This window comes from Streptomyces varsoviensis, from assembly GCF_000718635.1.
GTDB classification, from domain to species: Bacteria; Actinomycetota; Actinomycetes; order Streptomycetales; family Streptomycetaceae; genus Streptomyces; species Streptomyces varsoviensis.
Genome location: NZ_JOBF01000019.1, coordinates 102187 through 127991, shown reverse-complemented (window position 1 = coordinate 127991; position 25805 = coordinate 102187). Strand labels below are relative to the sequence as shown.

The following is a 25805-nucleotide window of genomic DNA, read 5'->3' as shown; positions in this document are numbered from 1 at the left end:
CACCCGCACGATCTGACAACCCGCCGCCGTCAACTCGGCGATCTGCTGCAACGTCGCACCGACATCCGCCGTCACCGTCGTCGTCATCGACTGCACCGAAACCGGCGCGTCGCCTCCGACGGCCACGGACCCGACCTGGATCTTGCGGCTGACCCGGCGGTCGGCGAGCTTGACCGGTACGGACGGCATTCCAAGTGAAATCGCAGTCATCTTGCGAGCAACCCCATGGTGTGGATCAAGGACCCGAGTTCGGCGGGCTCCGGTGTTCGAGATTACGGCACTGGATCAGTGCTGGGGCACACCCCTCCCCGCCGTGCCCCCAAAGTAGACGGCCGGACACATAGCGCGTCCGGCCGCCGCAATCGGGTCTTTCGCAGCACTTTCGAGCCGTACGGCCGTACCGTCGCTGCGCTAGGCACGGTCGTCGTCCCAGTACTCCTCCCGGCGAACGTCGCCGGTCACGGCGCTAGGTGAGCCGGACGGGGTTGACCACGTCCGCGACCAGGACCAGCAGCGTGAAGCAGATGAAGACGCCCGCGACCACATAGGCGACCGGCATCAGCTTCGCGACGTCGAACGGGCCGGGGTCGGGGCGGCGGAAGACGCGGGCGAAGGCGCGGCGCACGGACTCCCACAGCGCGCCCGCGATGTGCCCGCCGTCCAGCGGGAGCAGCGGGAGCATGTTGAAGAGGAAGAGCGACAGGTTGAACCCGGCGACCAGGAAGAGCATGGTCGCGATCTGCTGGGACGGCGGGATGTCGAGGTTGAAGACCTCGCCGCCGACGCGGGCGGCGCCCACGACGCCCATCGGGGAGTCGGCCTTGCGCTGGCCGCCGTCGAAGGCCGCGTCCCACAGGTCCGGGATCTTCCCGGGTAGGTTGATCAGCGATTCGACGCCGGAGGCGACCATGTCGCCCATGCGGTCCACGGACTGGCCGAAGGACTGCTGGACGACGCCGGGCGCGGGGCTGAAGCCGAGGAAGCCGGCCGTGACGTACTGGCCGGCGATCGGCTTGCCCTTGCCGTCGTACTTCTGGACCTGGTTGGGGATGAGGTCGGCGCGCAGTTCCTTGCGCTGCCCGTCGCGCTCGACGGTGATCGTCGCCGAGCCCGTGGTCTTGCGGATGTCGTCCTGGAGCGTCGACCAGTCGTTGATCTTGTGCCCGTTGAAGGCGACGATCTTGTCCTTCGGCTGGAGGCCGGCGGCCTTGGCCGGCGACGGCTTCGCCCCGGCCGGGCACTTGTCGGTCTTGGCCTCGGCCGACACCACGCACTCGGAGACCGAGGAGACCTGGGTGGTCTGGGTGTTGACGCCGAACGTCATCATCACGCCGAGGAAGATCGCGACGGCGAGGATCAGGTTCATGAACGGCCCGGCGAACATCACGATCACGCGCTTCCAGGGCTTGCGCGTGTAGAAGAGCCGCGACTCGTCGCCGGGCTCCAGCTCCTCGAAGGCCGCCGAGCGGGCGTCCTCGATCATGCCGCGCCACGGCGAGGTGGAGCGCGCCGTGATGCGGCCGTCCTCGCCGGGCGGGAACATCCCGATCATGCGGATGTAGCCGCCGAGCGGAATGGCCTTCACCCCGTACTCGGTGTCGCCCTTCTTCCGCGAGAAGATCGTCGGCCCGAAGCCCACCATGTACTGCGGCACGCGGATGCCGAAGAGTTTCGCGGTCGAGAGGTGGCCCAGCTCGTGCCACGCGATCGAGAAGAGCAGGCCCACCACGAAGACGACTATCCCCAGGATGGTCATCAGTGTTGTCATGCGCGAGCCTCCGAGGTTGCGTGCGCTGTACGAGCGGTACGGGCGGCCAGTTCACGGGCCCGGGAGCGCGCCCAGGTCTCCGCCTGCAAGACGTCCGCGACCGAGAGGCGGGTTCCCGAAACGGGCTTTCCGTGTTCCGAGACCACTTCCGCGACGGTATCGACAATCCCTGTGAACGGCAGCCGTCCCGCGAGGAAGGCGGCGACGCACTCCTCGTTGGCGGCGTTGAAGACGGCGGGCGCGGTGCCGCCCAGCTCGCCGACGTGGCAGGCCAGGCCCACGGAGGGGAACGCCTCGGTGTCGAGGGGGAGGAACTCCCACGTGTGCGCCTTGGTCCAGTCCACCCCGGGCGCGGCGTCGGGGACCCGCTCCGGCCAGCCCATGCCCAGCGCGATCGGCATCCGCATGTCGGGCGGGCTGGCCTGGGCGAGCGTCGAACCGTCCGTGAACTCCACCATCGAGTGGATGTAGGACTGCGGATGGACCACGACCTCGATGCGGTCGAAGGGGACGTCGAACAGCAGATGCGCCTCGATGACCTCCAGCCCCTTGTTGACGAGGGTGGCCGAGTTGATCGTGACGACGGGGCCCATGTCCCAGGTGGGGTGGGCCAGCGCCTGTTCGGGGGTGACGGCGGTGAGCTGGTCCTTGGTACGGCCGCGGAAGGGGCCCCCGGAGGCGGTGACGACGAGCTTGCGGACCTCGCGCCGCGCGCCGCCGAGCAGGGCCTGGAAGAGCGCGGAGTGCTCGGAGTCGACCGGCACGATCTGGCCGGGCCGGGCGGCGGCCTTGACCAGCGGGCCGCCGGCGATCAGCGACTCCTTGTTGGCGAGGATGAGGACGCGGCCGGCTTCGAGGGCGGCCAGGGTGGGCGCGAGGCCGATGGAACCCGTGATGCCGTTGAGGACGGAGTGGCACTCGGTGCGGGCCAGTTCGGTGGCGGCGTCCGGTCCCGCCAGGATCTCGGGCAGCGGCTCGGTCCCGTACCGCTCGGCGAGGGCCGCCCGCAGGTCGCCGGCCTTGTCGGCCTGCGCGACGGCGACGGCGTCCACCCGGAGCCGGTGCGCCTGCTCGGCGAGGAGTTCCACCCGGCCGCCGGCGGCCGACAGGGCGGTCACCCGGAAGCGCTCGGGGTTGCGGAGGACGACATCGATGGCCTGCGTGCCGATCGACCCGGTCGAGCCGAGGATGACGATGGAGCGGGGGCCGCTCGGTCCGGCCCCCGGGGCGGCCGGGGCGAAGCGGAGATGCGGGTCAGCGAGGGAGTCCGTCATCCCCCCATTGTTGCCGCTTCCATCCCGCGCTCGGCACCGCGTCCCCCAGAACGGTACCCACGCCCCGCCACCGGCCCTCGACCGGCCCACCGACCGAGACCGCAACCGCAGGCGACGGCCCGACCACCGACGAACCTGCCGCTGAGCCCGGCGCGCCAACGTCCCCGACCCCGGCGGGCGGCCCGTCAACGATCACGCCCCCGGCGGGCCGGCCCGCCAACGGGCCGGCCGCGGAGGCCGGACCCTCGGCGGATCACCCCGCCAGCAGTTTCGGCTCCCGGCAAACCGACCGCCGAGGCCGGACCGCCAACAGACCACACCGCCCCCAGACCGAACCACCGGCGAACCGACCGGGAGGGCCGGACCGCCGACGATCACGTCCCGGTGGGCCAGCCCACCAACGGACCGACCGCGGGGCCGCACTGACAACGGATCACATCGCCGACGGACCGATCTCCGGGACCGGGCTCCCAACCGATCACCCCACCAGCGGACCGGACCACCGGCGAACCGACCGCCGGGGCCGGACCGCCAATGACCACGCCACCGACGGGCCGGCCGCGGAGGCCGGGCCGCCGACAGGTCATGGAACCGGCGGCCCGACCGCCGATGAGTCACGCCGCCGGCAGGCCGGCCCGGCAGCGACCCGGCCGCCACGGCCGGCTCATCTCCCGGACCGGCCGCCAAGGCCGTCCCGTCAGCGGTCCGGCCGCCGAGGCCGACTCGGTCCCCCGGGCCGGCCGCCCAGGCCGTCGTCTCGGCGGCGGACCGGCCGCCGGGGCCAGAACGTCAGCGGATCGGCCGGTGCAGGTTGTCGGTCCGGGTCGGGCCCGGCGTGGCGTCGGCGATCCAGGGGCCGTCGCCGCTGGGGTCGATGACGCCGCTCTCCAGCCACGCGTACGTACCGGACATGACGCCGGAGACGACCTTGCGGTCGGTGTCGTCGGTGTTGGTCCACAGCCGGCCGAACAGTTCGTCGACGCGGACGCGGGACTGCTCGCAGAAGGCGTCGGCGAGCTGGTACGCCTCGGCTCCGTGGTCGCCCTGGGTGCGCAGCAGTTCCGCCCGTACGCACGCGGCGCTCATCGCGAAGAGTTCGGCGCCGATGTCGACGATGCGCCCCAGGAAGCCCTGCTTGGTCTCCATCCGGCCCTGCCAGCGGGACATGGCGTAGAAGGTAGACCGGGCGAGCTTGCGGGCCGCGCGCTCGGTGTAGCGCAGGTGGCCGCTGAGATCGCGGTGGCCGGAAGGCGCGAACTCGGCGTAGGAGTTCGGGAGCTGTCCGGGCCCGGCGACGAGTTTGGGCAGCCAGCGGGCGTAGAAGGCACCAGCCTTGGCCGCCGCCCGGCCCTTGTCGCCCAGTGAGGTGTCGGGGTCGATGAGGTCGCCGGCGACGGAGAGATGGGCGTCGACGGCCTCGCGGGCGATGAGCAGGTGCATGATCTCCGTGGAGCCCTCGAAGATCCGGTTGATGCGCAGGTCGCGCAGGAGCTGTTCGGCGGGGACGGCGCGTTCGCCGCGCGCGGCGAGGGAGGCGGCGGTCTCGAAGCCGCGCCCGCCCCGGATCTGGATCAGCTCGTCGGCGATCAGGCAGCCCATCTCGGAGCCGTACAGCTTGGCCAGCGCGGCCTCGATCCGGATGTCGTTGCGGTCCTCGTCGGCCATCTGGGAGGAGAGGTCGACGACGGCTTCGAGGGCGAAGGTGGTGGCCGCGATGAAGGAGATCTTGGCGCCGACGGCCTCGTGCTTGGCGATCGGCTTGCCCCACTGCTCGCGCGCCACGGACCACTCGCGGGCGATCTTCAGGGCCCATTTGCCCGCGCCGACGCACATGGCGGGCAGCGAGAGGCGGCCGGTGTTGAGCGTGGTGAGCGCGATCTTCAGGCCGGCGCCCTCCGGGCCGATGCGGTGTGCGGCCGGTACCCGGACCCGGTGGAAGCGGGTCACGCCGTTCTCGATGCCGCGCAGCCCCATGAAGGCGTTGCGCCGCTCGACGGTGACGCCCTCGGCGGCGGCCTCGACGACGAAGGCGGTGATGCCGCCCTTGTGGCCCTCGGACTTGGGCACGCGGGCCATGACGACGAGGAGGTCGGCGACGACGCCGTTGGTGGTCCAGAGCTTGACGCCGTCGAGGACGTACGTGTCCCCGTCGGGCACCGCGGTGGTCGCGAGCCGGGCCGGGTCGGAGCCGACGTCCGGCTCGGTGAGCAGGAACGCGGAGATATCCGTACGGGCGCAGCGGGGCAGGAAGGCGTCCTTCTGCTCCTGGGTGCCGAAGGTCTTGAGCGGCTGGGGCACGCCGATGGACTGGTGGGCGGAGAGCAGCGCGCCGAGGGCGGGGTTGGCGGAGCCGACGAGGGCGAGGGCCTTGTTGTAGTACACCTGGGTGAGGCCGAGTCCGCCGTACTTCGTATCGATCTTCATCCCGAGGGCGCCGAGCTCCTTGAGCCCGTTGATGGTCTCGTCCGGGATCTTCGCCTCGCGCTCGATGCGGGCGCCGTCGATCTCCGTCTCGCAGAAGGCGTGCAGCTTGGTGAGGAACTCCTCGCCGCGGTCGACGGCCTCCGGGTCCGGCATCGGGTGGGGGTGGATCAGGTCGAGCCGGAAGCGGCCGAGGAACAGTTCCTTGGCGAAGCTGGGCTTGCGCCAGTCCTGTTCGCGGGCGGCCTCGGCGACCTGTCGCGCCTCGCGTTCGCTCACGGATCGTGCGGATGGTGCGGTCATGAGGGCTCACCTCGCCGCGTCGGGGTTGTACCGATCGGCTACCGACCGGTGCTACTCGTCCGTATGTACCCGATCCGTACGGGGTCTACCAGTCCTCGCGCATATCGCGCACGGGCCGGCGCCGGGTGAGGAGGCGCGCGGAAGGGGCGCGGCGCGCCGGTCGTATCCATCGGTGCCGCCGATGCCATCTCGATGCCCTGTGGCGGCGTTTGCGGCCGTCGTGGCACGGGAACGGGGCGCGGCCCGGGCACAGGGTCCCGGGTCGCGCCCCGTTCACGGCGCGCGGCGTGCGGCACGCGGCACGCGGCATGCGGCGCTCGGCCAGTGGCTCAGAGGCCGACGCCGCGCCAGTGGCTCAGAGGTCCACGCCCGGCCAGTGGCTCAGAGGCCCACGCCCGGCCGGCGGCTCAGAGGTCCAGGTCGGTGAGGACCATGACGCGCTCGTAGGTGTAGTCCTCCATCGCGTACCGCACGCCCTCGCGGCCCACGCCGGACTGCTTGGCGCCGCCGTAGGGCATCTGGTCCGCCCGGTAGGACGGCACATCGCCGATGATCACGCCGCCGACCTCCAGCGCGCGGTGGGCGCGGAACGCGGCCTGCACGTCGTGGGTGAAGACGCCGGCCTGGAGCCCGTACGGCGAGTCGTTGACGGCGGCGAAGGCCGCCGCCTCGCCGTCGGTCCGCGTGACGGTCAGGACCGGGCCGAAGATCTCCTCGCAGGCGACCTTCACCCCGGCGGGCACGTCCGCGAGGACGGTCGGGGCGTACGTGGCGCCGTTGCGCTCACCGCCCGTGAGGAGCTTCGCGCCCGCCTGTACGGCCTCGTCGACCCACGCCTCGACGCGCTGGGCGGCATCCTCGCTGACCAGCGGGCCGACATCGGTCGCGTCGTCCGACGGGTCGCCGGTGACCTGGGCCTCGACGGCCGCGACGATCTTCGGCACGAGCCGGTCGTACACGCTGGCGTCGGCGATCACGCGCTGCACCGAGATGCAGGACTGGCCGCCCTGGTAGTTGGAGAACGTGGCGATGCGCTGCGCCGCCCGGTCCAGGTCTGCCTCCGAGGACCAGTCGGCGAGGACGACGGCCGCGCCGTTGCCGCCCAGCTCCAGGGTGGTGTGCTTGCGGGGTGCGGCGTCCAGCAGGGACCAGCCGACCGGGCCGGAGCCGGTGAACGAGATGACCGGCAGCCGCTCGTCCGCCACCAGGCTCGGCATCCGGTCGTTGCCGACCGGCAGCACGCTCCAGGAACCGGCCGGCAGCTCGGTCTCGGCCAGCAACTCACCGAGGAGCAGCCCGGACAGCGGGGTCGCGGGGGCCGGCTTGAGGATGATCGGCGTACCGACGGCGATCGCCGGGGCGACCTTGTGGGCGCACAGGTTCAGCGGGAAGTTGAACGGCGCGATGCCGAGGACCGGGCCGCGCGGGAAGCGCCGGGTCAGCGCCAGGCGGCCGACGCCGCCCGCGTCGGTGTCCAGGCGCTGCGCCTCGCCGCCGTTGAACCGGCGGGCCTCCTCCGCCGCGAAGCGGAACACCGACACGGCGCGCCCGACCTCGCCGCGGGCCCACTTGACGGGCTTGCCGTTCTCGGCGGAGATCAGCCGCGCGATCTCCTCGGTCCGCTCGACGAGCCGCCGCGACACGTGGTCGAGGGCCGCGGCCCGTACGTGCGCCGGGGTCGCCGCGAACTCCTCGCGCACCGCGTGCGCCGCGGCCACGGCCTCCTCGACCTGCGCCTCGCTCGGCACGCTCACCGTCCCGACGGCCCGGCCGTCCCAAGGTGAGGTGACATCGAGCGTGCCCTCGCCGGTCGCCTGCCGGCCCGCGAGCCAGAACGCGTGGATGGCGGCTGCCGCTGGGGTGTCGTGAGAAGTAGGCACAGCGATCCCGGCCCTTCGGAGTTGGAGTGGATGAACGACTCCGCACCACCGTAGGGGCCACGCGGGCCGGCGGCGTTTGTCCAGCACGTAGCAGTGACCACCCCCGCCGCGCCGCATTGTCGGATCGGGACACCCCGGCCCCCCGCCAGTCGGCCTCTCGGCCTCCGGCCGGGCACCCCGCTCCCCCACCGGAGACCCGCTCAGGCTGCCCCCACTCCCCGGCCGGAGGCCGGTCCCCGTCGCCGGCGTCGGCCGCACGGCCCTCCTGGCCTGAGGCGAGGCGGTTCGGACTACCCGGCCCCACCGCGCCACGGCGGCCCCCGGCCGGCCCCTTCTCGCGGCCACAGGCCCGCTCAGGCCGTCAGCCCGTTCCCTGCCGGAGGCCGGGCCCGGTCGCCGGCTGCGCCCGCACGGCCGCCCTCGACTCTCGGCCAGGGGGCGGCGCAGCCGCTCACCTCTGCGGCCCGCGGTCGTGGCGGCTCGCCACGGTCCGTCGGAGGCCGGTACCCGTCGCCGACGTCGCCCGCACGGCCGTCCCGGGCTCTCCGCCAGGGGCGGCGCGGCCGCTCGCCCCTGCGGCCCGCGGCCGCGTCGGTTCGCCACGACTTGCCCCGGCCCGTCGGCCGCGCCGCAGCACTCGGCCGACCAGCCCCCGCGGCAGCGGGTCGTCAGCCTGTCGACGGGACCGATGTCGCCTTGAGGGCCAGCCACAGTTCCATGCGGACGTCCGGGTCGTCGAGGGAGCGGCCGAGGATCTCCTCGACGCGGCGCATGCGGTAGCGGAGGGTGTGGCGGTGGACGCCGAGGTCGGCGGCGGCGGCGTCCCATTGGCCGTGGCGGGAGAGCCAGGCGCGCAGGGAGGCGACGAGGTCGCCGCGGCCGGTGGCGTCGTGGTCGTGGAGGGCGCGGAGCATGCCGTCGGCGAAGGCCCGTACGGCGTCGTCGGCGAGGAGCGGCAGTACGGAACCGGCGGCGACCTCCTCGTGCTCGACCAGGACCCGGCCGCGCCGCCGGGCGACCGAGAGGGCCTGTTCGGCCTGGCGGAAGGCGCCCGCTGCGGCGATCGGGCCGGCCGGGGCCGAGAGCCCGACGACCAGGTCGTCGTCGGGCGCGGCGGCGGTGCGCTCGCGCGGCCGCGCCTTGGTGCCGCGCCGGGCCTCGATGGCCCGCGCGTGACCGGCGCAGGCGGCGACGGCGGCCCCGCCGTCGGGCGCCAGCACGATGAGCCGCCCGCCGTCGGGGACGGCGAGCACGGATTCGCCGGTACGCGCCGCCGCGGCCTCCAGCACGTCGGCGAGCACCCCAAGCGGGTCCGGAACGGTCTCGGCATCGGCGTGTTCGGCGGCGTCGGTGCTCTCGGCAGCGGCTCCGGCGGCGGCCTCGGCCACCAGCATCCGGAAGGGCGCGTCGAGGAGTTCGCCGTAGAGCCCACCGGCCACGGCCCTGGCGTGGTCGGGCTCGCCCGCCAGCAGCATCCGCAGCACCGCCGCGCCCAGCCGCTGCTCGGCCTCCTGGAGAGCGCGGGAGCGCTCGGTGGAGAGGGTGAGCAGCGCGATGGCGGAGTGCAGGGCGTACCGCTCGGCGGTGCCCAGCGGCGCGCCCGTACCGACCGCCAGGACGCCGCGCGCGCGGCGCCCGGTGCCCAGGGACTGGAGCTCGACCCGGTCGGAACCGTCCGGCCGGTCGGACCGGTCCGTACCACCACCGTCGGCAACCGGCCCGGCGCCGTCGTCGGCACCGCCCCCGCTCCCGCCATCGGCCTCCCCCGGTTCGCCGCCGACGACGGCGCTGGCGGGCGCCGGCCGCTCGCGCAACCGCTCGACGTCGCCGGAGAGCCGGGCGGCGCGGCGCGCGGCCCAGTCGGGGGCGGCGGCCACCAGCGCTCCCGACGCGTCGTAGAGCGCGGCCCAGCCGTCGAGGTGGGCGGCGAGCCGGGCGAGCAGCGCGGCCGGGCCGTCGGCCCCGAGGGCCGCGCGGGTCAGCTCGCGCTGCGCCTCGAAGCCCGCCGTCACGGCGCGGTAGGTCTCGGCGGCGATGGCCGCCGAGACGGCCTTGCTGATCGCGAGGAACGGCGTGCGGCGGGGCACCGCGAGCAGCGGCAGCCCCTCCCCCTCGGCGGCCTCGATCAGCGGCCGCGGCACCTGTTCGTAGTTGACGCCGACGGCGAAACCGAGCCCGACGACGCCCGCGCCGACCAGCCGTTTCACGTAGCGGCGCATGGCGGCCGGGTTCTCCGCGTCGATCTTCATGGCGGTGATGAGGAGGAGTTCGCCGCCCTCCATCCAGGGCACCGGGTCGGCCAGTTCGCTGACGTGGGCCCAGCGCACCGGGGTCGCCAGCTTGTCCTCTCCCGCGAGCACGGTGAGCTTGAGCGCGGAGTGGTGGACGAGTGAGGCGAGCGTGGGAGGCATGGCACCTTCGCGGGGCGTTGCTGCTGCTATTGCGCCGTCCCGTATGAACGGCTCCCCTCGATTCTGCCTCAGCGGAGGATTAGGTGGGGAGGCGTCGGCCCCGGCCCCGTACCGGCAGCACGTACCGGCCCGCGGGACCGGGGCCTGCCAACGCCGACCGACTGCCGGCCGGGCCTGCCGACGCCGACCGACTGCCTGCGGGGCCCGTCAACGCCGCCCCGCCGAGCCGCCCGCGCCCGGCGGGCGCAGGTCCACCAGGACCGGCGGCGCGCTCGCGCCCCGTACGGACGTCACCGAGAGCACCGCGTGCCCGGCCGGCACGGAGTGCGCCAGTTCCGAGGCGGACCAGCGTTCGCGCTCGACCTTGCGGGTGGTCACCGACTGCGCCGTCACGGCCCGGCCCGTGACCAGGCGGCGCACGACGTGCGTGGCGCGGGTCAGCGGCTCGTGGGCGATGATCTGGCGGTCGGTGATGTCGCGGTCCTCCACCCACTCCTTGCCCCAGACCTCCGCGAACCGCGCGCCGTCCCACGTCGTGACCCCGCTGAACGCCATCCGGCAGCCGACCGCGCCCAGCAGCGCGGAGCGCAGCGCTTCGGGGACGTCGTCGAGGGTGCGGAGCGCGAGGACGGCCCCGGCGTTGGCGGAGCGCAGCCGCTGGAGGCCGCGCAGCGCCTCGGCGGTGACGGTGCTGCTGGCGTCGTCGAGGACGAGGCAGGCGAACAGCGACCGGTCGCCGCGCCCCACCGCGCACTGGGTGAACTGGGCGAGTACGAGCCGTGCGAGCATCCGGGACGCCTCGGTGTGGCCGCGTTCGGGCAGGTCGACGCGGACCCGCAGGGGGTGTTCGAGGGCGCGCAGCGAGAACGGTTCGCCGCCGTCCGGGTGGTGGAAGGAGTGTGCGAAGGCGGGCCGGTCCAGCAGCGCGAGCCGGTCCGCGAGCAGCGCTCCGACGTCGCCGGGGCGCGTCGCCTGCCGCTCGCGGGCGTCGAGTTCGCGGGCGTGGGCGTGGTGTCCGGCGGCGAGCAGCCGCTCGCGCAGGGCGGCGCTCGCGGGGCCCGCGGCGCCCTCGGGAGCCGGCTCGTCGAGCAGTTCGCGGAGTTCGGAGACGGTCGGGTAGCGGTCGTATGCCGCTCGGTACGGGCCGATGAGCTGGGCGAGCGCGGTCGCCGCGCGGCGTCCGTCGCCGCCGGGGAGGGTGGCGGCGAGGTCCCCGACGAGCGCTTCGGCGAGGATGCCGGCCGCCTCGTCGGGGTCGTCGGCGCCGCCGTACAGGTCGAGGGGGTGGGTGGAGTCGGGGCTGCCGATCTTGATGACGACGTCGAAGGAGCCGTCCGGCGCGAGCCCCGCGCCGGCCGCGCCCACCGCCACCACGGCGGCCCGCCCGGCGAGCGCCTCCAGGCACAGCGACTCGACGACCGGCCGCACCAGCCGCCCGGTCTTCCCGCACCCCGGCGGTCCGACGGCGAGCAGCGAGGTGCCGAGCAGCGCGGGGTCGAGCGCGTATCCGGCGCCCCGGTGGTCGTACGGGTTGCGCGGGTCCTCGACCGCGGTGCCGATGCGCACCTGGCGGGCTACCAGATCGTGCTGGCACGTCCGTACCGGCAGGTCGCGCGCGCCGGAGGGGTGGGCGCAGGCGGTGGCGCCGTGGCGCAGCACGGTGTCGGTGAAGGCGGCGAGGCGGCCGGGCCGGGCCCGTACGGACTGCCAGGCGCGGTCGATACGGGCGTAATCAACGTCGGTCATCGCCCCGGAGCGCGCCTCGGCGGCCAGCCGGTCGGCGGCGTCGGGGGCGCCCGCGGCCCGTAGTTCGGGCCACAGGGCCGGGTCGCTGTGCGGGGTGAGCGGGGCGGCCGGGGCGTCGGCGTCGTCCCACATGCGGCGCAGGGCGGGGGCCGCGTACCGGCGCCAGACCTGCGGCCAGCGGCCGAGGCGGCCGAAGACGACGACTATCGCGCAGATGACGATGGCGAGGTAGACGCGCTGGGCCCACCAGCCCGGGCCGTACTCGCCGCCGCCGGCCTGGTACCAGGAGTCGGGGGTCAGCAGGGTCAGCGGCCAGTACCAGTAGTCGCCCAGGTAGTTGTTCCACAGCAGGGACCAGAGCAGCCAGGCGCAGAGCAGCGCCACGACGGCGCCGCTGATCAATTGGCGCCCGGGGATGGCGTCGGGCTCCTCCGGGGGTTTGGGGCGGTAGCGGAACGCCCAGACGCCGGGGCCGACCTCGGGGCGCGGGGCGCGCAGCCAGGCGAGGAACGGCGGTTCGGTGACAGATGCGGCGGCGGGCTCGGCGGCGAAGGCCCCGGCGGGGGACGCGGACGAAGCGGAATGCGGTGCGGCGGGTGGGGCGGCGGGGACGGCAGGGCTCGCGGGGGCCTCGGTGGGCGGTGCCGGAGGTACGGGCGGGACGGCCGGTACGGGCGGCGCGGGGGCCGGACGTGCCTGGTCGGGCACGGCGGGCGGCCCCGCCGGGCCCGGCGCCGAGCCGCCGCGTGTGCCGCGTGCGTCGTATGTGCCTTCGGTGTCCATCCGCTGCCCCTTGCCCCCCGACCGGAGGTCGTATCCGTGTACGCGCCGCCGTTCAATCTACTGTTCCCGCGAGGGGAGTTCACCGACCTCGGCGGTGCCGCGCCGCCCCGCCGACCGTGATCATCCGCAGCGTACGCGCGGGAGCGCACCGGGGAAACGGACGACGGGACGGGGCGCAGGGACACCGCGAACGGGCGGGCGACGGGACGGGGAGCCGGGGTCACCGCGAACGGACGGACGACGCGAACCCGAGGGGCACTCGTCACCGTGCCGTGACGGCCGAGGGAACCCGTCCCCGGCCCCGCCGCGGGCGGGCGAACAGCCGGACCCCGGCGCCATAGCCGTCGCGGACAAGGCGACGCGCCCACTTCTCCCTAACGGAACATGCCGACCGTGCCCCCTCGCCCCTAGCCTGCGACTAAACGCCCCTTTCGCCCCTCTCCCTGGAGCCCAGCCATGACTGACCTGACCGGAGGCTCGACCCTCCCCCAGGAGCGCCGCGTCGTCACCCCGATCCCCGGCCCCAAGTCGCGGGAGCTACAGGCCCGCAGGTCCTCCGCGGTGGCGGCGGGCGTCGGCAGCACGCTGCCGGTGTTCGCCGCGCGCGCGGGCGGCGGGGTGATGGAGGACGTGGACGGCAACTCCTTCATCGACTTCGGCTCCGGCATCGCCGTGACCTCGGTCGGCGCCTCCGCCGAGGCCGTGGTGCGCCGGGCGTCCGCGCAGCTCGCCGACTTCACCCACACCTGTTTCATGGTCACGCCGTACGAGGGCTACGTCGCGGTCTGCGAGCAGCTCGCGGAGCTGACCCCCGGCGACCACGCCAAGAAGTCGGCGCTCTTCAACTCCGGCGCCGAGGCCGTCGAGAACGCGGTGAAGATCGCCCGCGCGTACACCAAGCGGCAGGCCGTCGTCGTCTTCGACCACGGCTACCACGGCCGTACGAACCTGACGATGGCACTGACGTCGAAGAACATGCCGTACAAGAACGGCTTCGGCCCCTTCGCGCCCGAGGTGTACCGGGTGCCGGTGGCATACGGCTACCGCTGGCCGACCGGCCCGGAGAACTGCGGCGCCGAGGCGTCCGCCCAGGCCATCGACCAGATCCGCAAGCAGGTCGGCGCGGACAACGTCGCGGCGATCATCATCGAGCCGGTGCTCGGCGAGGGCGGCTTCATCGAGCCGGCCAAGGGCTTCCTGCCCGCGCTCGCGCGGTTCGCCGCGGACAACGGCATCGTCTTCGTCGCGGACGAGATCCAGTCCGGCTTCTGCCGTACCGGCGAGTGGTTCGCGTGCGAGGACGAGGGGATCGTCCCGGACCTGATCACCACCGCCAAGGGCATCGCGGGCGGCCTGCCGCTCGCCGCCGTCACCGGCCGCGCCGAGATCATGGACGCGGCGCACGCGGGCGGCCTCGGCGGCACGTACGGCGGCAACCCGGTGGCGTGCGCGGCGGCGCTCGGCGCGATCGAGACGATGCGCGAGCTGGACCTCGTGGGCCGCGCCCGGCACATCGGGTCGGTCATGAAGGGCCGCCTCTCGGCCATGCAGGAGAAGTTCGACATCATCGGGGACGTGCGCGGCCGCGGCGCGATGATCGCCATCGAGCTGGTGAAGTCCGGCACCAAGGACCCGAACCCCGAGGCCACGGCGGCGCTCGCGAAGGCGTGCCACCAGCAGGGGCTGCTGGTGCTCACCTGCGGTACGTACGGGAACGTGCTCCGCTTCCTGCCGCCGCTGGTGATCGGCGACGAGCTGCTGACCGAGGGCCTGGACATCATCGAGGGCGCCCTAGCCGAGGTCTGAGGAGGAGGGCGGGCCGAGCGGGCGGGCCGAGCCCGCGGCGTACGGGCTGACTGACGGTGTACGGGCCGAGTCGGCGGCGGGCCTGACGGCCCGTCACCTCCCGCCGCGTACCGCCGCCCGCCTCCCCCGTACCGCCGCCCGCCTCCTGCCGCGAGGCCGCCCGCCTCCGCCCGCCCGTGAAGAGAATGTGCGGGGCGGGTGGTGGACGGGTGACACGGCTGTCCGGCCCGCTCCGGCTGCCGTACGGTTTCCGCGGATGAGAGAAACACCTCGCCCGCGGGGAACCGCAGGCGAGACCGAGTCGGCGCTTCCCCAGCCCCGGCCCGGCCGTGCCTCGCGCACACCTACGGAGTCCTGGACTCCGGATCTCCTCACCGATCGGACGGCCGCCCGCCCCACACCCCCCGGGGCGCGCGGCACCCGGTCAGCATGGCGGCCCCGGGTCTCCCCCCTGCTCCGGGGCCGCCCCCCTCTCCCCCACTCCGTACGCTGCTGACGTGCCGCTCTCCCCACTGATCCCGCCGCTGTGCGCGCTGCTCCTGGCCCTGCTGTCCTGGCAGGCCGCGACGGACGGGCCGGTGCGCTCGCTCGACGAGCGGTTCGGCCACTGGCTCGCGGAAAGCTCCCTCCCCTCCCCCGCCGCGCAGTTCTTCGCCGACCTCGGCGACGCGGCGGTGGCGCTGCCCGTACTGGTCCTCGCGCTGGCGTACGCGGCCCTGCGCGGCCGGCGCGCCCGCGCCCCCCGCTGGTGGCTGCCCCCGCTCGCCGCCGCCCTCGCGATGGCCGCCGTGCCCGCGCTCGTCGTGCCGCTCAAGACCTGGATCGGCCGCCCGGGACCGCCGCGCATGGCGGGCGGCGCGCACGAGGGCTTCTTCCCCTCGGGGCACGCGGCCACGGCGGCGGTCGCCTACGGCGCCGCGCTCCTGCTACTGCTCCCGTACGCCCGTGAGCGCGCCCGTACGCGTCGGCCTACGCCGTTTATCGCGTACGGGCTGCTTAATGTCGCCGTCGGCGTGGGCCTCGTACGCCAGGGCTACCACTGGCCGCTGGATGTCCTGGGCGCGTGGTGCCTGGCGGGCCTGGTGCTGTGGTGTCTGCACCGGGCCCTGCTCACCGCTCGCCGTCCTGGGCCAGTCCGGCCGCGGCCTCGTGCATCGCGAGCTCCAGGACCGCCGGGTCCGTGAGGGTGCCTTCGCCGTCGGGCACCACGACCCAGCGGACGCCCCCGGTAGCGCGCCCCGGGTAGGGCACGACGATCCAGGTGCCGCGCCCGGCGCCGCGCACGCCGGTGGCCAGCCAGCGGGCCGCCGTGCCCGGCGGCACGAAGAACCCCAGCCGGGAGTCGCCGAAGTCGGCGAGGACCGGGCCGGTCCGGTCCATGAAGCGGGAGAGGACGTCCAGGGTCGGGTAGCCGAGCTCGCCGGGCAGGATCAGGACGTCCCAGAGCCGGCCGGCGGGCAGCAGGGCCACCCCCAGGGGGTTGCGTTCCCACTCCCACCGGCAGGCGTCCGGGTCCGGTGCCACCGACGCCAGCCACTCCACCGCGCTCTTGGCACCCGCGCCGCCACTCATGTCCAAGCCTCCATTCCGTTTCCGCTTGTCGTGCGTTCACGGGTGAGAGGCCGAACGGGGGACGCTGTTACGCGACTTCGGGCTACCAGTTGGTAGTGATATGGCGCACAGGGAACGGACCGCCGTGCGCCCCGGCGCGCCGGGAGGCACATGAGGCGCGCGGGACGCGGCGCGGCGACCCGAAACGTGACGTGCAGTCAACTTCCGTCTCGGTTCGGCTCGGTTCGGCTGCCGAGTCGGACTGCTCGGGCTGCTCGGACGGCGGCGTCAGCTATCGAAGCCGAAACCGGCCCGGTCCAACGCCCGCAGCCACAGATCGCGCCGCCCGCCCCGCTCGTCCGCGCGGGTCATGGACCGCTGGATGAGCCCGATGCCCAGCGACCGGACCGGCTCGGGCGGGAACGGCAGCGGTTTCGTACGGACCAGCTCCAGCCCCGTGCGCTCCGTACGCTCCCCGGCGAGCAGGTCGAGCATCACATCGGCCCCGAACCGGGTCGCGCCCACGCCGAGCCCGGTGAAGCCGAGCGCGTACGCCACGCGTCCGTGGTGCGCCGTGCCGAAGAAGGGCGAGAAGCGGGAGCAGGTGTCGATCGCGCCGCCCCAGGCGTGGCTGAAGCGCACGCCCGCGAGCTGCGGGAAGTACTGGAAGAAGTGGTGCGCGAGCCTGCGGTACGTGGCCGGGTGGTGGTCGTACTCGGCCCGGACGCGGCTCCCGTAGTGGTGCACGATGTCGTAACCGCCCCACAGGACGCGGTGGTCGGCGGTGATGCGGAAGTAGTGGAAGTGGTTGGCGCTGTCGCTGAGCCCCTGGCGCCGCCGCCAGCCGACGGCCGCGAGCCGCTCGGCGTCGAGCGGCTCGGTCATCAGCGCGTGGTCGTAGACGGGGGCGATGTACGGGCGTACGCGCCGGATCAGGCTGGGGAAGGCGTTGGTGCCGAGGGCCGCGTGTCGCGCGAAGACCCGGCCGTACGGGGTGCGGACGGCGACCCCGGGGCCGCGCGAGGACAGCGCGGTGCCCGGGGTGTGCTCGTAGATCCGCACGCCCAGGGCGCGGCAGGCGCGTTTGAGGCCCCAGGCGAGCTTGGCGGGATGCAGCATGGCCACGCCCGTACGGTCCCAGAGCCCGGCGAGGAAGGCCGGCGAGTCGACTTCGGCGCGCACCGCGTCCCGGTCCAGGAACTCCCCGCCGTCCAGCCCGAGTCCGGCCGCCAGGGCCGCCGCCTCGCGCACCTCCGCGACCTGGTGCGGGGCGGTGGCGACGGTGATCTCGCCGGTCCGCTCGAAGTCGCAGTCGAGGCCGTAGCGGGCGACGGCGGCCTCGATGGCGTCGAGGTTGCGGGCCCCGAGTTCTTCGAGCCGGAGGAGTTCACCGGGCCAGCGGGCCTGTCCGTTGGCGAGGCCGTGGGTGAGGGAGGCGGCACAGAAACCTCCGTTGCGGCCGGAGGCGGCCCAGCCGGCCTCCTGGGCCTCGATCAGTACGATGTCTCGGCCCGGGTCGCGCTCCTTGGCGCGCAGCGCGGTCCACAGGCCGCTGTAGCCGCCGCCGACGACGAGCAGATCGCAGCGTTCGTCGCCGACGAGCGCGGGCAGGGCGCGCGGCCGAGCCGGGTCGTCGAGCCAGAACGGGCGCGGTTCGGCGTCGGCGAGCGCCCGAAGCGGGAACGATCCGGGGTTCATGGCAGCTCGTGCCATGTTCTCAGCTCCTTCTGCGGCTGCTGCGACGTGCTTTGTTCCTCGTACGGCGTCCGCCGGCCACTCTGGCGGCCAGGACGCAGCCCACGGCGACGAGGAACATCGCCGTCCCGATGACATTGATCTGAACGGGTGTACCGCGTTGCGCCGATCCCCAGACGTACATGGGGAAGGTCACGGTCGAGCCCGCGTTGAAGTTGGTGATGATGAAATCGTCGAAGGACAGCGCGAAGGAGAGCAGCGCGCCGGCCGCGATCCCGGGGGCCGCGATCGGCAGCGTGACACGCAGGAAGGTCTGCGGCGGGGAGGCGTACAGATCCCGCGCGGCCTGCTCCAGCCGGGGGTCCATGGACAGCACGCGCGCCTTGACGGCCGTGATGACGAAACTCAGACAGAACATGATGTGCGCGATGAGGATGGTCCAGAAGCCGAACCGCACGCCCATGTTGAGGAACAGCGTGGCGAGCGAGGCGGCCATGACGATCTCGGGCATGGCCATCGGCAGGAAGATCAGGGAGTTGACGGCGGTACGGGCGCGGAAGCGGTGGCGGGCGAGCGCGAAGGCGGTCATCGTGCCCAGGACGGTCGCGCCGAGGGTGGCCCACAGGGCGATCCGCAGGCTCAGCCCCAGCGAGCCGCAGAGGTCGGCGACGCCGCACGGGTCGGTCCAGGCGTCGGTGGAGAAGCGCTGCCACGTGTAGTTGAAGCGGCCGTCGGGATCGTTGAACGAAAAGAGCAGCACGACGGCGTTGGGCAGGGTCAGATAGCCGAGCGTGGCCAGTCCCGCCACCACGACCAGGTTGCGGCGCAGCCACCGCCACGGCGCTCTCACAGCAGCTCCTCCGTCCCCGATGTGCGGAGGTAGAGCGTGACCATGGCGAGGATCGCCGCCATGAGGAGGAAGGAGAGCGCGGCGGCCGTCGGGTAGTCCAGCACCCGCAGGAACTGCGACTGGATGACGTTGCCGATCATCTTCTGGTCGGTGGAGCCCAGCAGTTCGGCGTTGACGTAGTCGCCCGCCGCCGGGATGAAGGTGAGCAGGGTGCCCGCGACGACGCCCGGCATCGACAGCGGGAGCGTCACCTTGCGGAAGATCGTGGCGGGCCGCGCGTAGAGGTCGGCGGCCGCCTCGTGCAGTCTGCCGTCGACGCGTTCCAGGGAGGAGTAGAGCGGCAGGATCATGAAGGGCAGGAAGTTGTAGGTCAGGCCGCAGACCACCGCGAGCGGCGTGGCCAGCACCCGGTCCCCCTCGGTGATGCCGAGCCCGCTCGTCACGTCGAGGACGTGCAGCGAGCCGAGGGCGGAGACGACCGGGCCGCGGTCGGCGAGGATCGTCTTCCAGGCGAGCGTGCGGATCAGGAAACTGGTGAAGAACGGCGCGATGACCAGGACCATCAGCACATTGCGCCAGCGGCCCGCCTTGAACGCGATGAGGTACGCCAGCGGATAGCCGAGCACCAGGCACAGCGCCGTCGCGGCGGCCGCGTAGCCGACGGAGCGCAGGAACTGCGGGCTGTAGCGGGCCAGCGCGTCCGCGTACGTCGAGAAGTGCCAGGTGACCCGGAAGCCCTCTTCGAGGGAGCCGGTCTGGAGCGAGGTGGACGCCTGGTAGACGAGCGGGGCGGCGAAGAAGACGAGCAGCCAGAGCATGCCGGGGAGCAGCAGCCAGTACGGGACGAGGCGCTTGCGCGTCGCGGGACCGAGGGGCCGTACGGGCGGCCTGGGCCCTCGTACGGCCGGACCGCGGCCCCGTACGGGCCCGAGCACGCGTACGGGCCTGAGCGCTCGCCTGAAGCGCCTTCCGGGACGCTCCTGGGGCCGTGTCCCGGGGGCGGTGGCCATCAGTTGCCCGCCCCGGAGGGCCCGGAGCGGCGGGCCGCTTCCGCCTTGGCCTCCCTGGCCTGATCGGCGTCGAGCCCGAAAGTGTGCGCCGGGTTCCAGTGCAGGACGACCTCGGCCCCGGGCCTCAGCCGTGTGTTGCGTTCGATGTTCTGCTCGTAGACGACGAGCCCGGCCGCGGCCGGGCTGTCGATGACGTACTGCGTGCTGACGCCGGTGAAGCTGGAGTCGGCGATGCGGCCGGTCAGCCGGTTGCGGCCGGCCGGGATGGCGGCGGCATCGGCGGCGTGGGCGAGGGATATCTTCTCGGGCCGGACGCCGGCCAGCACCTTCCGGCCCGTACGGGCGGAGGCGCGGCACCGCGCGGCGGGCAGCGTCAGCTTCGCCCCGCCGGCCGCCGTCAGCACGAGATCGCCGCCCGCCCGGCTGGACCTGTCCGCCTCCACGTGCTCCGCGACCTCCACGAGACCCGCGGACTCAACGACCTCCGCGACCTCCGCGGCGATGAGGTTGGACGTACCGAGGAAGTCGGCGACGAAGACGGTGCCCGGGTTCTCGTACAGGTCGGCGGGGGCGCCGAGTTGTTCCACACACCCGCCGTTCATGACCGCGACTGTGTCGGCCATGGTCATGACCTCCTCCTGGTCGTGGGTGACGTGCACGAAGGTGATGCCGACCTCCGTCTGGATGCGTTTGAGCTCCAGTTGCATCCGGCGGCGCAGCTTGAGGTCGAGGGCGCCGAGCGGCTCGTCGAGCAGCAGGACCTGCGGGCGGTTGACGAGCGCGCGGGCGAGGGCGACGCGCTGCTGCTGGCCGCCGGAGAGCTGGTGCGGTCTGCGGCGGGCGTGGTCGCCGAGCTGTACGAGGTCGAGCATGTCGCCGACGCGCTGCTTGACGGATCTGATGCCCCGGCGGCGGAGGCCGAAGGCGACGTTCTCGTAGATGTCGAGGTGCGGGAAGAGCGCGTAGTTCTGGAACACGGTGTTGACGGGCCGCTTGTGCGCGGGTAGGGCCGTGACGTCCCGGCCGGCGAGGGAAACGGTGCCGGTGGTGGGTTCCTCCAGCCCCGCGATCATGCGCAGGGTGGTGGTCTTGCCGCACCCAGAGGCGCCGAGCAGGGCGAAGAACGAGCCTGCCGGGATGTCGAGTTGGAGCGGGTGGACTGCGGTGAAGGCGCCATAGGTCTTGCTGATGCCGGTGAGGCGGACGTCGCCGCCGAAGGACTCCGTCATGTGTCCCTTCCGTCAGGGGCGTACGCCCGGTCGGCCGCCGGCAGGGGGCGGCTGGTCGGCCGCCCTGGGCGGATAACCGGTCAGCCGCCGATGAGCCGCGCGAACTTCTCCTCGAACGCCTTCTCCTCCGCGGCCGACAGCGACCTGAAGGTGTGGGACTTCGCCGTCATCTCCCGGTCCGGGATGATCAGCGGGTTCTCCGCGAGCTTTCTGTCGATCCTCGCCAGCTCCCCGCGGACGCCGTCGACCGGGCAGACGTAGTTGATGTACGCGGCGAGCCGGGCGGCGGTCCTGGGCTCGTAGTAGTAGTCGATGAGGCGCTGGGCGTTCCCCCGGTGCCGGGCCCCGGCCGGGACCAGCAGGTTGTCGGTGGACGTCATGTATCCGGCGTCCGGAATGGCGTACGCGACGTCCGGGCTGTCCGCTTGGAGCTGGATGAGGTCGCCCGCCCAGGCGAGGCAGGCCGCGAGGTCTCCCTTGGCGAGGTCCCCGGTGTAGTCGTTGCCGGTGAAGCGGCGGATCTGCTTGCGGTCGACGGCTTCCTGGATACGGGCGACAGCCGCGTCGAAGTCGTCAGCGGCGACGTCCTCGGGCCGCTTGCCCATGTCGAGCAGGGTCAGACCGACGGTGTCGCGCATCTCGGAGAGCAGGGCGACCCGGCCGCGCAGCGCGGGATCGTCGAGGAGCTGGGTGACGGAGGTGACCTGACGGCCGCCGGTCGCCCTCTTGTTGTAGGCGATGACGGCGGGGATGCCCGTCCAGGGATAGGAGTGGACGCGCCCCGGGTCCCAGTCGGGGTCGCGGAACTGGGCGGAGAGATTGGCGCGCGCGTGCGGCAGTTCGGCCGCGTCCAGCCGCTGCGCCCAGCCGAGGCGGATCATCCGCGCGGCGAGCCAGTCGGTGACCACGATCAGATCGCGCCCGGTGTCCTGGCCCGCGGCAAGTTGCGCCTGGATCTTGCCGAAGAACTCGACGTTGTCGTTGATGTCCTCGGTGTACTTGACGCTGATGCCGGTCCGGCGCCGGAACTCGTCGAGGGTCGGGCGGTGCCCGCCGTCCTCGCTGACGTCCATGTACTCGGTCCAGTTGGAGAAGGCGATCCTCTTCTCGCGGGCGGAGTGGTCGGTGGAGGTGTCCGCCTCGCCCTCGCGCCCGGCGGGCGGGATGCCGCAGCCGGCCAGCGCCGCCGGTCCCGGCGCTGCCAGCGCGAGGGCGCCGCCGGCTCGCAGCAACGAGCGGCGGGAAAGCGCCGTCCGGCCCTTGGCCGCGCCGCGGCACGAGGCGGCGCATCGGGCTGAGGAAGGGAGGGCGGGAAGGGCGGGGAGTGCGGCGAGGGGCCGGGCGGGCGGTGCGGGCTCGTGCTGCTGCTCCATGCGTGACGCCCTTCCGAGAAGCGTGCCGCTGCGCATGCGTGCCGATCTCCGGGCAGACGTCGCCCGAAACGAATTCGGTGGCTGATCCTGGCAGAGTCGGCCACCCCCAACAAGGGATTCCGTCGCTGCTTTTTGTTTCCGCGACGGATTCGGTTAAGCGGCCCGCCGCTCCCCCGGCCCCTGCCCGACGCGTTGTCAGTGGCGGCTGTCAGGATCTCCGTAGAAGAAACGGGGGCGGAACAACGGGGGCGAAATGAGCGAGGCATCACCGGGCGGGACGATCGGCACGGCGGCCCGATGGGCGGCCGTCGGCGCCGCGGACGGGCCGCGCTCCGTGGCGGAGCTGACGGCGTCGGCCGCGCGCGGCGAGAAGCTGAAGTACGTCTGGTTCTGGGGGCATCGGCCGCCGCGCGGCGGTGGGGTGGGCAACGGCTGCTTCAGCCAATGGTGGCCCGCCCCGTTCACCGTGGACGGCGTGCCGTACGCCACCGCCGAGCACTGGATGATGGCGGGCAAGGCCCGGCTCTTCGGGGACGCGGAGGCGTGGGAACGGGCCGTGGCGGCGGTCCATCCCAAAGCGGCCAAGGACGCGGGCCGCTCGGTGCGCGGCTTCGACGAGGACGTATGGCGGCGCCACCGCTACGGCCTGGTCGTCGAGGGCAGCGTGCACAAGTTCGGCGGGCACCCGGAGTTGGGCGCGTACCTGCTGAACACGGGGCGCCGGGTGCTCGTCGAGGCCAGCCCGGTGGACCGTGTCTGGGGCATCGGGCTGGCGGCGGACGACGAGGGGGCGCGGGACCCGGCGCGCTGGCGCGGGCTGAACCTCCTGGGGTTCGCGCTGATGGAGGCGCGTCAGCGGTTGGCGTCCGGGCCGGGTACGCGCGCGGGAGCGGACACATGGACGCCGTAGACGTCACCGGGGTCCCCGTGGGTGGTGTGCTCCTCGTCGTCGGCGGCCTGGACGTAGACGACGAGCAGCGCGGCCGTGGCGACGAGCGCGGCGGCGCCCAGGATGATGCCCGCGACGGACTGGCCGCCGGTCCGCGACTCCCCGCGCTTCGCCTTGCCGCGGCCGATGATCCCGAAGATCAGGGCCAGCACGCCGAGGACGAGGCCCATGACGATGGTCGGCGACAGGACCAGGCCGACTATGCCGAGGACGAGGGCGGCGACGCCGAAGCCGTTGTCGGCCGCCGGATGGGGCGCCTGCCACCCGTAGCCGTAGGGCGGCGGCGCGGCGGAATAGCCGTAGCCGGAGCCCGCTCCGGGACCCTGCGCACCTGGCTGCCCGGGGAACGCCTGGCCGTGGGGCGGCGGTCCGTACGGGCCCGTCCCGTACGCGGCCGGTCCGTACGGTACGGGCACGCCGGGGCCGGTCGGCGCGATCGGCGGGGGCGGGACGGAGGCGGGCAGCCCCAGCGCGGGCGCGGGCCCGGGGAAAGGCGGGCCGGGCGGCGCGAAGGGCGGCGCACCGGGGTACGGAGCGGGCGCCGGCCCCGGGCCGTCACCGCGCTCGAAGCCGCCGGGGTACGGGCCGGGGCCAGGTGCCCCGCCGGGCCCGGAGCCATCCGGGCCACCGGCAACGGCCGCCTGCCCCGCCGCCGGCTGCCCTCCGGCCGAACGCTCCGCGCCAGGCTGCCCGTCCGCCGGCGGCCGGGCCGTCGGTACGGAAGGGGGTGCGGCGGCGGTGACCGCCCTCGGCGCGGGGGGCTTCTCCAGATCCACGCGCTGCGCTCCGCGCGCCTCCGGCGGGGCCCACGGGTCGCGGTCCCGTGGCTCCGACGGCTGCCCACCGGCCTTGTCGGCGATGTCGGCCATGGCCCTCCCCTGTCGCTTTTCCGTCATGCTACGGCCTGGGTCCCGCCGCGGCTGCGGCCCCGCATACGATGATCCGAACCTATTGCCCAGCCCTCACCAGCAGTTACCGGAGGCTCCAGGTGCCCGATCTCGCCCCCTTCATCGCCGGTCTCCCCAAGGCGGAGTTGCACGTCCACCACGTGGGCTCGGCGTCCCCGCGCATCGTCGCGGAGCTCGCGGCCCGGCACCCCGACTCCCCGGTGCCCACCGACCCCGAGGCGCTCGCCGACTTCTTCACCTTCCGCGACTTCGCGCATTTCATCGAGGTCTACCTCTCCGTCGTCGATCTGATCCGCGATGCCGAGGACGTGCGGCTGCTGACGTACGAGGTCGCCCGCGACATGGCCCGGCAGAACATCCGCTACGCCGAGCTGACGGTCACCCCGTACAGCTCGACCAGGCGCGGCATCCCGGACGCCGCGTTCGTGGAGGCGATAGAGGACGCCCGTATCGCCGCGGAGGCCGACCTCGGCGTCCGGCTGCGCTGGTGCTTCGACATCCCGGGCGAGGCAGGGCTGACCTCCGCCGAGGAGACCGAGCGCATCGCCACGAAGCTGCGACCGGAGGGGCTCGTCTCCTTCGGGCTCGGCGGGCCCGAGATCGGGGTGCCCCGCCCGCAGTTCGCGCCCTACTTCGAGCGGGCCATCGCGGCGGGCCTGCACTCCGTGCCGCACGCGGGCGAGACGACGGGCCCCCAGACCATCTGGGACGCCCTCACCGACCTGCGCGCCGAGCGCATCGGCCACGGCACCAGCGCCACCCAGGACCCGAAGCTGCTGGCCCACCTGGCGGAGCACCGCATCCCGCTGGAGGTCGCGCCCACCTCCAACATCGCGACCCGCGCCGTGGCCACATTGGAGGAGCACCCGCTGAAGCAGATGGTCGAGGCGGGCTGCCTGGTCACCATCAACAGCGACGACCCGCCCATGTTCGGCACCGACCTCAACTCGGAGTACGCCATAGCGGCCCGCCTGCTGGACCTCGACGCCCAGGGCGTCGCGGACCTCGCGAAGAACGCGGTCGAGGTGTCCTTCATGGAGGCGGCGGACAAGAAGAAGCTGGCCGCGGAGATCGACAGCTACACGGAGGCGGCGCTGCGCTAGCGCGGCGCCGCGTTGGCCACAATGGGCGCCATGATCTGCACCGCCGTCGCCCACCGGGGCGACCCCTATGTCCGGCGTGAGAACACCCTCCCCTCCATCCGCTCCGCGCTGCGGGCGGGCGCCGGGGCGGTGGAGATCGACGTCCGCCTCACCCGCGACGGCGTGCCCGTGCTCCTCCACGACGCGACTCTCGAACGCCTCTGGGGCCACCAGCGGCCCCTGTCCCGGCTCTCGGCGGCCGAGGTGCGCGGGCTGACGGGCGGCGGCGTGCCCACCCTGCGCGAGGCGCTGGAGGAGATCGGGAAGTCCCCCGCGGCCCGGGCGTTCATCGACTTCCCGGACGCGTCGGCGGTGCCGGCCACGGTCGCCGAGGTCCACGCGTGCGGCGCGGCCGAGCGGGCGTACTACTGCGGCGGGCCCGCCGCCATGCTCGCCGTGCGCCGCGCCGACCCCGCCGCCGAGACGGCCCTGACCTGGACGACACTGGCCCGGCCCCGGCCCGTACTGCTGGCCGACATCCGCCCGCGCTGGCTCAACTACCGCTTCGGGCTGGTCTCCCCGGAGCTGGTCGGCCGCGATCACGCCGACGGCCTGCTCGTCTCCGCGTGGACGCCCGACACCCGGCGCTCGATGCGGCGCCTGCTGCGGGCGGGCGTCGACTCCATCACCACGAACCGGGTGGACGCGCTCTGCGCGCTGCTCGCCCGGTGACCGGGGCGGCGGCTCACGGGGGCGGACACGGAGC

General features: G+C 73.6%; 19 protein-coding genes. 5 read left to right on the top strand and 14 right to left on the bottom strand.

Features of this window, described 5'->3' with window-relative positions; genetic code table 11:
• The 7 genes from IF55_RS25550 to IF55_RS25520 all read right to left on the bottom strand — a co-directional run.
• The coding region (locus IF55_RS25550) for a flavodoxin-dependent (E)-4-hydroxy-3-methylbut-2-enyl-diphosphate synthase (protein WP_169767270.1) at positions 1 to 210 on the bottom strand (210 nt) is incomplete at its 3' end.
• 256 nt (positions 211 to 466) lie between these two features.
• Positions 467 to 1768 (bottom strand): M50 family metallopeptidase, encoded by a 1302-nt coding sequence (locus IF55_RS25545; RefSeq protein ID WP_030885112.1) that lies wholly within the window; start codon positions 1766 to 1768, stop codon positions 467 to 469.
• Positions 1765 to 3042 carry a 1-deoxy-D-xylulose-5-phosphate reductoisomerase gene (gene dxr, locus IF55_RS25540; RefSeq protein ID WP_030885109.1) on the bottom strand — a complete coding sequence of 426 codons (1278 nt, stop codon included), beginning with the start codon at positions 3040 to 3042 and terminating at the stop codon, positions 1765 to 1767. Before dxr ends, IF55_RS25545 begins: the two co-directional genes overlap by 4 nt.
• Positions 3043 to 3831: 789 nt before the next feature.
• Positions 3832 to 5766, bottom strand: coding sequence for an acyl-CoA dehydrogenase family protein (locus IF55_RS25535; RefSeq protein WP_030885106.1), 1935 nt, complete (start codon positions 5764 to 5766; stop codon positions 3832 to 3834).
• Positions 5767 to 6173: 407 nt separating this feature from the next.
• Complete coding sequence (locus tag IF55_RS25530; RefSeq protein WP_398244916.1) at positions 6174 to 7646, bottom strand: aldehyde dehydrogenase family protein; 1473 nt, start codon at positions 7644 to 7646, stop codon at positions 6174 to 6176.
• Between the two features lie 668 nt (positions 7647 to 8314).
• On the bottom strand, positions 8315 to 10057 hold the full coding sequence (locus IF55_RS25525; RefSeq protein ID WP_030885100.1) for a PucR family transcriptional regulator: 1743 nt from the start codon (positions 10055 to 10057) through the stop codon (positions 8315 to 8317).
• Between the two features lie 207 nt (positions 10058 to 10264).
• On the bottom strand, positions 10265 to 12586 hold the full coding sequence (locus IF55_RS25520) for a type IV secretory system conjugative DNA transfer family protein (protein WP_048832428.1): 2322 nt from the start codon (positions 12584 to 12586) through the stop codon (positions 10265 to 10267).
• Between the two features lie 456 nt (positions 12587 to 13042).
• Between IF55_RS25520 and gabT the strand changes: the two genes are divergently transcribed.
• Together gabT and IF55_RS25510 are read left to right on the top strand one after the other, a co-directional pair.
• Positions 13043 to 14392 carry a 4-aminobutyrate--2-oxoglutarate transaminase gene (gene gabT / locus IF55_RS25515; protein WP_030885095.1) on the top strand — a complete coding sequence of 450 codons (1350 nt, stop codon included), beginning with the start codon at positions 13043 to 13045 and terminating at the stop codon, positions 14390 to 14392.
• Between the two features lie 497 nt (positions 14393 to 14889).
• Positions 14890 to 15576, top strand: coding sequence for a phosphatase PAP2 family protein (locus IF55_RS25510; protein WP_063764035.1), 687 nt, complete (start codon positions 14890 to 14892; stop codon positions 15574 to 15576).
• Here IF55_RS25510 and IF55_RS25505 read toward each other — a convergent pair.
• From IF55_RS25505 to IF55_RS25480, 6 genes are all read right to left on the bottom strand, one after another.
• A complete protein-coding gene (locus tag IF55_RS25505; protein WP_030885088.1) occupies positions 15503 to 15964 on the bottom strand; it encodes a hypothetical protein in 462 nt (153 codons plus the stop codon). The two genes, IF55_RS25510 and IF55_RS25505, sit on opposite strands and share 74 nt — an antisense overlap.
• Positions 15965 to 16231: 267 nt before the next feature.
• Positions 16232 to 17656: an NAD(P)/FAD-dependent oxidoreductase gene (locus IF55_RS25500; RefSeq protein WP_030885085.1), complete on the bottom strand. Its 1425-nt coding sequence runs from the start codon at positions 17654 to 17656 to the stop codon at positions 16232 to 16234.
• Between the two features lie 4 nt (positions 17657 to 17660).
• Positions 17661 to 18488, bottom strand: coding sequence for an ABC transporter permease (locus IF55_RS25495; protein WP_030885081.1), 828 nt, complete (start codon positions 18486 to 18488; stop codon positions 17661 to 17663).
• A complete protein-coding gene (locus IF55_RS25490) occupies positions 18485 to 19423 on the bottom strand; it encodes an ABC transporter permease (RefSeq protein ID WP_030885075.1) in 939 nt (312 codons plus the stop codon). Before IF55_RS25490 ends, IF55_RS25495 begins: the two co-directional genes overlap by 4 nt.
• A gap of 74 nt (positions 19424 to 19497) precedes the next feature.
• Positions 19498 to 20727: an ABC transporter ATP-binding protein gene (locus IF55_RS25485; protein WP_030885073.1), complete on the bottom strand. Its 1230-nt coding sequence runs from the start codon at positions 20725 to 20727 to the stop codon at positions 19498 to 19500.
• 80 nt (positions 20728 to 20807) lie between these two features.
• Positions 20808 to 22100, bottom strand: a complete 1293-nt coding sequence (locus tag IF55_RS25480) for a polyamine ABC transporter substrate-binding protein (RefSeq protein WP_030885070.1) — start codon at positions 22098 to 22100, stop codon at positions 20808 to 20810.
• Positions 22101 to 22353: 253 nt separating this feature from the next.
• Here IF55_RS25480 and IF55_RS25475 point away from each other — a divergent pair, with 253 nt between their 5' ends.
• Positions 22354 to 23010, top strand: a complete 657-nt coding sequence (locus IF55_RS25475; protein ID WP_037965678.1) for a riboflavin biosynthesis intermediates N-glycosidase — start codon at positions 22354 to 22356, stop codon at positions 23008 to 23010.
• On the opposite strand, the gene IF55_RS25470 is transcribed toward IF55_RS25475, so the two are convergent.
• Entirely contained in the window at positions 22953 to 23918 is a 966-nt protein-coding gene (locus tag IF55_RS25470; RefSeq protein WP_048832427.1) for a DUF4190 domain-containing protein, read from the bottom strand. The genes IF55_RS25475 and IF55_RS25470 overlap by 58 nt on opposite strands.
• A 119-nt stretch (positions 23919 to 24037) precedes the next feature.
• Here IF55_RS25470 and IF55_RS25465 point away from each other — a divergent pair, with 119 nt between their 5' ends.
• Positions 24038 to 25060: an adenosine deaminase gene (locus IF55_RS25465; RefSeq protein WP_030885060.1), complete on the top strand. Its 1023-nt coding sequence runs from the start codon at positions 24038 to 24040 to the stop codon at positions 25058 to 25060.
• Between the two features lie 21 nt (positions 25061 to 25081).
• A complete protein-coding gene (locus tag IF55_RS25460; protein ID WP_030885057.1) occupies positions 25082 to 25771 on the top strand; it encodes a glycerophosphodiester phosphodiesterase in 690 nt (229 codons plus the stop codon).
• Positions 25772 to 25805: the final 34 nt, after the last annotated feature.